The organism is Chryseobacterium koreense CCUG 49689 (assembly GCF_001045435.1).
GTDB lineage: Bacteria > Bacteroidota > Bacteroidia > Flavobacteriales > Weeksellaceae > Kaistella > Kaistella koreensis.
In genome coordinates, this window is sequence record NZ_LFNG01000045.1 from 1 (window position 1) to 5,899 (window position 5,899).

A 5,899-nucleotide genomic window follows, 5' to 3' on the forward strand; every position below is an offset into this window, starting at 1 on the left:
TACAGCGAATTTATGAGCTTAACATCATGAAAAAAGACAAGCTAAAATGAATGAAAATGGAAAGAAAATCAGGTGGTCAATTTGCTCCGAATCTCGGTGGTCAATTTAAACCGAAATTCACTGGTCACTTTGCTCCGAAATCAGGTGGTCAATTTGACCGTTTTTTCCAAACAAAGTAGATGTGCAATCAAAGGAATGGATTGCTTTCAATGATGCTTTTGCCAAAAACCCAAACGCGGCGATGGAATCGACATCAATCGGATTAGGTCAAATAATGGGATTCCATTATAAACGATTAGGATTTGCATCAGTTGGCGCAATGTGGGATCATGCAAAAAAATCTTTAGAGAACCAGGTTTGGCAGATTTGCAAATTCATTGATACGGATGACAAATTAAAAAATGCCATCAAAATAGGAGACTGGTTTACCGTTGCAAAAATTTACAACGGTGCAGGATTCTTAGAGCTTGCTCGTAAGTATGGACGTGAACCCTACAATACCAGCCTTGCAAAAGCATACGGAAAATATAAAGCTGTTTTTTCATAATTCAATTCTTCATTTTTTCAACTCCCAATCGCTGGGAGTTTTTTTTTGAAAAAAATTAAAAAATGTTATAAAATAATTTGTTTATGTTAGTATTTTTACTATCTTTGACCTGTCAAACAATAACAAATAGCAACAATGAAAAGATTAAAAGTTAAAGAAACCATCAAAATGCTCGAAGCAGACGGTTGGTATCTTGACAGACAAAAAGGAAGTCACCGACAGTTCAAACACAATGAGAAAGATGGAACTGTAACGGTAAACGGAAAACCAAGCGACACACTTTCTCAAATGTTACTAAACAGTATTTTTAAACAAGCGGGGTGGAAATAACCACCTCGCAAAAAAAAAGAAATTAAAATGGAAAAAATTAAAGTATTTATAGATTGGGATGTAAATTTTGGAGCGGTATCTGAATCGGTTCCGGGATGTGTTGCTACCGGAAAAACTTTCGAAGAAGCAAAAGAAAATTATATTTCCGCTTTGGAGTTTCATTTGGAAGCATTGGATAAAAAAGATGTTCCGAAAGAATTACAAGGTAAATTTGAGTTAGAATTTGAGTTTACAGCTCAAGCATTATTGCATAGATTTGACAAAATATTAACTCGTGCCGCCTTATCTCGAGTAACCGGAATAAATGAACGTCAATTAGGGCATTATGTTTCGGGTTATCGTAATCCAAGACCTGCGCAAAAGACAAAAATTGTAGAAGGTTTCCATAAGTTAGGAAAAGAATTTTTATCAGTTGTATAATGAGATTAAAACATATACCAACCGGATTAATAGGTGATTTCGTCAAAGAAGTACCGTCAAAGGAATTTAAGCCATGGGTTACTTGGATAATCAGATTAGACAACGGTCGTGAATATTTTGCACCTAAAAATGAATTTACAATAGTTGTATAGTTATTGTTTGACGACTTATTATGCAACAACGAAGCCCTGTTAATTCAGGGCTTTTATTATTTAATTGAATTGCGGCATCAAAGCCCTTGCGATCTCAAATTGCTTTTCTTCGTGCTTTGTTGCGTAGATTTCCGTGATCTTTTCGGATGAGTGACCGAAAACGCTTTGGACGGTCTTAATGTCCATTCCGCTATTCTCTTTGTCGTTTGCTCCCTTATGTTTAAACCAATACATTTTTTTATAGATGTTCAAAATATCGTGGACGTTTTCACGCCAAAGATTCCCGGCAACGTTCACAGATAATTGATGAGGTGAGACCACGAAAATTTTATCCTTTCTCCTGCAGTATGGCGAAGCAATTCCGAAAAGAAAATTTTCGGGCTGCGAAAAATCCAACCTCATCAAATCGGCTTTCAAATCCGTCGAAATTGGAACACGTCTCGCACGTCCCTTTGTGATGGAGTTTGGAAGTACAAACACATTTTTTTCAAAGTCGACCATCTTACATTTTATCTCACGGATTTCCCCCGGCCTTATTCCGCATTGGTAAATTATTTTTAGAAAAATATTGAAATTCGGGCAAACGATCTTAAAATGATTTATGATTTTGGTCTGCTCTTCGGGAGTGATGAGGTCGATTGTTTCGCTTTCTTCTTCCGGAAGGTAGTCTAGTCCTTGGGCGGGGTTGCTTTTCACTATAAACTCCTTTCTAAGGACGTTAAAGATCGAACGCAAAACGTTGGATGCTTTGTTATACCTCTTATTTGACCATTTTTGACGTTTTTGGGTAGCATCGAGCAATATTTTGATGTGGTATGGCTCGAACTCCTTTACGTCATAAATTTGCCATCCTAAGGCGTTAATTTCGACCTTTAGAAATTTATGGACGGATGTATAATCTTGGAACGTCTTTTTTGCGAGTTTGGTTTTAAATATTTCGAACGCAAATTCGAAAGCATCCAAAATTTTCATACCCAAATCTTCAGGTTGCGGTAGCTGTTTTTTTTCGGACTTCGGAATCCATCCAGTCTTCAGTTCCTTTTCCACGGATTCTTTCAGGACCTCGCAGCGGATCATCCGATCCTGGTAATCCGTAAAGGCGTTGATGCCTTTGTAGAATTTTTGTACAATCTTCTGGGTAGCAGTGTTGTAAACATAAACGTACCACCTTTCTTTCAGGTTTTCGGGCGAATATATTCGCACCTCAAAATTTTTCATTTCACAATAAAATTTGTGAACGCTTGGGGAAGTGAAAAATTTTACTCTTTTTTACTCACGTAAATTTTTAAAATTATAAAGCGTTAACTTTCAACGCTTTATAATCATAGTGGAGCAGGAGGGATTCGAACCCTCGTCCAAACAAGCAACACATAAGATTTCTACATGCTTATTCCGTTCTTGGTTTTCGTCGCAAAGCAGACAGCGGACAGCCAACTTTGCGCTTATCTTCTGAGGTTTTCGTTCCCGAATCGAAGACTCTCGGGACTTATTTCCGCATTGCTATACCCCGTGATCAGACGTCGCGAAACAGAACTTCTGCGGGATATCTCGTTTCCTTACTGTGCTTCGGGAAAAACGCTAATCCTACTATGATTCAGATTAAGCAGCGAGAGCGAACTCTTGGTTGCCAGTTAAAATTTTGTAGCAAGGGATTAAAGAGATCGCGCCACGGTTCTCTGCATGCTTACTTATCCATTGGTCTTGCTGTCGAAACCAGTCTGCCCCGGATTTTGTAAGGATGCAAAGATACGCAATTTTTATTCCAAGATAGTAAAATAGAATTTCCCAATATTCTCATAAAACCCGTTAACAGCGGTTAAACTTCTTCGCCCAAATCAAAAAAGGATTTACTTTTAACAAAAGTTTAATCCATGAAAACAAAACTACTTTTGATTTTCTTTCTCGCTTGTTCGATTTCAGGTTTTTCCCAGAGCTATATTTTCGGGAAGGTGAAGTCGGAATTGGGGAACGAAATCTTTGAAACGATCATCATTAACACCAGAACCGATGAGAAAGTACTTTCTGATAAAGACGGCAACTTTATGATTGCCGCAAAACCATCGGACGAACTCCGTTTTGTGAAAAGCGGTTATGACCGTTTTGACGTGAGGATTTCCAATGAAAATTTTTCGAAACCGCTCGATGTCCACTTGAAAAGAGTTCCGTACCTGATTCCGGAAGTGGAGATTGCTTTTCAACCCACCGGGAATTTGAAGAAAGATTCCAAAACACTTGATCCGCCTAAAAAGGTGGTTGCGCTCAATTCGTCATTAAATGCATACATGATGACTCCGCCAAGTGAAGTTGGTCCGAAACTGACGACGCCATCTGCATTCCAAGGACAGGATTACAGTGCGGGACACGCAAATATTTTGGGAATCGCAAAGGCTATTTTTGGCTTGGTCAAAAAAAAGGCAAATCCGTTGACTACAGCTAATTACGCCGAAACTCAGCAGTTTTTCGCCAGGATTAAGTTGGAACTTGATTTAAGTTTTTACACTTCCCAAGGTTGGGATGAAGATGAAATTGACCGGTTCCTCATCTATGCCGACCAAACTTATCAGCTGGCAAAAAAATACCGGAACCATTTCAATATTTCCAAAATCTCCACGGAGATGATGTTGGCTTATAAAGAATATGTGAAAACCAGAAAAACGAAAAGTTAACAAAAACTTAATTAAACGTTAATGAATTCATAAAAATTGGAATAGGTTTTGATATAATATATTCATTAACAAAAAGTTATTCAATAAACACCACCTCACTTTATGAACAAAAACATCATTGCGATTGCGATCGCGGCACTTGGATTCGTTATTGGTCTCGCTTTTCTAGGAAACGCTATTAAAAACAGGAATAAATCTGAAAACACCATTTCCGTTACCGGATTAGGCGTGAAAAAATTTACCTCAGATGTGATTGCCTGGAGCGGAAATTTCTCGCGCAACAGTTTCGAGCTGAAATCTGCTTATGACCAACTTGCAAACGACAGGAAAGTAATCGAGAACTATCTGGTTTCAAAGGGAATCCCAAAGAATGAGATCATATTTTCTGCGGTAGATATCCAGAAGCAATTCAATTACAACACAGATGCTAACGGGAGAAGCAGCCAGACATTTGCGGGCTATCAACTTTCGCAAACCGTTTCTATAGACAGTAAAGATGTCGCCAAGATTGAAAACCTCTCCAGAAACATCACGGAAATCATCAATTTGGGAATTGAGTTCACCTCATCGCCTCCGAATTATTTCTACTCCAAATTGGCAGATGTGAAACACCAAATGATTGCAGACGCCACGAAAGACGCCAGACAACGCGCCGAGAAAATCGCTGAAAACTCCGGAAGTTCATTGGGGAAACTGAAAAAGGCGACGATGGGAGTTACCCAAATCACCGCGCCGAATTCCACGGAAGAATATTCTTATGGCGGAACTTTCAACACCTCCTCAAAAGACAAGGAAGCGAGCATCACCATCAAACTCGAATACGGAGTGGACTAATAATTGGAAGAAAGAAAAATATTTCCCCCGATTTTCGTTCGGGGATTTTTTGTGTCAACAGATTGCGTATATTTGGGAGTTAGCAGAAATTTTATACAAACACACTTTTCAAAATGAAATCAAAACTATTTTTAGTTTTATTAACTATTAATTTTCTATTATATAGTTGTCAACCTCACAAAAAAATATATCTGGATCAAAATTTCACAGATGCTCTTTATGATAATAAAGTTGACTTAAATAAAAATGGATATTTCGAAGAAAATGAATTACTTAATGTTACCAAACTAAATTTAACACAAAAGAATATTACAAATATATCAGGTATCGAAGATTTTAAAAATTTAAAAGAACTAATTCTCAATCGAAACTATATTAGCGATTTTTCTCCACTAAACAAATTAGAAAAATTGGAAGTTTTGGGAATTAGTCAAAATCAAAATCCGAAAGAAGTTGATTTATCAAAAATAAAAAATCTTAAAACTTTATACGGAGGAATGTCAAATTTAAATGATATAAAATTAAATAATCAAATTCAACTACTATATTTGGGTGATAACAATTTCACAAGTTTTGACGCAAGTGAATATATAAATCTTGAAAGTTTAGATCTTGATGGATGTAAAAAATTAACGAGTGTAAATATCACAAATAATCCTAAAATTTTTCAGCTATATTTTTATGGAACTGCTATAAAAGAACTTAATATTTCAAATAATAAAAATATTAAAACGATGTATGTAGAACCAAACGTAAAATTGATTAAAAGTTCTGGTCAAAAAGAAATTAAGCCATCACAAAGCGTAATTCAAAATTAAAAAAACTTCTGCTAATAACTAAGCTTTCGTTTTGTCTGCAAGACTAGAAACCGGAGGTTCGGCGGAGCCAAATGAAAGCCCGTTGAACCCTTCGAGAGCCTCAGGGTAAACTCCAGCTCCGGTAGCTTTTCG

General features: G+C 37.0%; 8 protein-coding genes and 1 other RNA gene. 7 read left to right on the forward strand and 2 right to left on the reverse strand.

Annotated features, from left to right (window positions below; all coding sequences use genetic code 11):
* Positions 1-56: 56 nt before the first annotated feature.
* From ACM44_RS15880 to ACM44_RS14485, 4 genes are all read left to right on the forward strand, one after another.
* Positions 57-179, forward strand: a complete 123-nt coding sequence (locus ACM44_RS15880) for a hypothetical protein (RefSeq protein ID WP_262486490.1) — start codon at positions 57-59, stop codon at positions 177-179.
* A gap of 2 nt (positions 180-181) precedes the next feature.
* Complete coding sequence (locus ACM44_RS14475; protein WP_048500774.1) at positions 182-547, forward strand: N-acetylmuramidase domain-containing protein; 366 nt, start codon at positions 182-184, stop codon at positions 545-547.
* A gap of 135 nt (positions 548-682) precedes the next feature.
* On the forward strand, positions 683-877 hold the full coding sequence (locus ACM44_RS14480) for a type II toxin-antitoxin system HicA family toxin (RefSeq protein ID WP_048500775.1): 195 nt from the start codon (positions 683-685) through the stop codon (positions 875-877).
* 27 nt (positions 878-904) lie between these two features.
* Complete coding sequence (locus ACM44_RS14485; protein ID WP_048500776.1) at positions 905-1,297, forward strand: type II toxin-antitoxin system HicB family antitoxin; 393 nt, start codon at positions 905-907, stop codon at positions 1,295-1,297.
* A gap of 212 nt (positions 1,298-1,509) precedes the next feature.
* Here the strand turns inward: ACM44_RS14485 and ACM44_RS14490 are convergent, their stop codons facing one another.
* Complete coding sequence (locus tag ACM44_RS14490; RefSeq protein ID WP_048500777.1) at positions 1,510-2,667, reverse strand: tyrosine-type recombinase/integrase; 1,158 nt, start codon at positions 2,665-2,667, stop codon at positions 1,510-1,512.
* Between the two features lie 107 nt (positions 2,668-2,774).
* Positions 2,775-3,174: a transfer-messenger RNA gene (gene ssrA, locus ACM44_RS15105) on the reverse strand.
* 146 nt (positions 3,175-3,320) lie between these two features.
* Between ssrA and ACM44_RS14495 the strand changes: the two genes are divergently transcribed.
* The 3 genes from ACM44_RS14495 to ACM44_RS14505 all read left to right on the forward strand — a co-directional run bounded on the left by ACM44_RS14495 (position 3,321) and on the right by ACM44_RS14505 (position 5,767).
* Entirely contained in the window at positions 3,321-4,115 is a 795-nt protein-coding gene (locus ACM44_RS14495; protein ID WP_048500778.1) for a hypothetical protein, read from the forward strand.
* A 102-nt stretch (positions 4,116-4,217) separates the two neighbouring features.
* Positions 4,218-4,949: an SIMPL domain-containing protein gene (locus ACM44_RS14500; RefSeq protein WP_048500779.1), complete on the forward strand. Its 732-nt coding sequence runs from the start codon at positions 4,218-4,220 to the stop codon at positions 4,947-4,949.
* A 113-nt stretch (positions 4,950-5,062) separates the two neighbouring features.
* Positions 5,063-5,767, forward strand: coding sequence for a leucine-rich repeat domain-containing protein (locus ACM44_RS14505; RefSeq protein ID WP_048500780.1), 705 nt, complete (start codon positions 5,063-5,065; stop codon positions 5,765-5,767).
* Positions 5,768-5,899 lie beyond the last annotated feature (132 nt).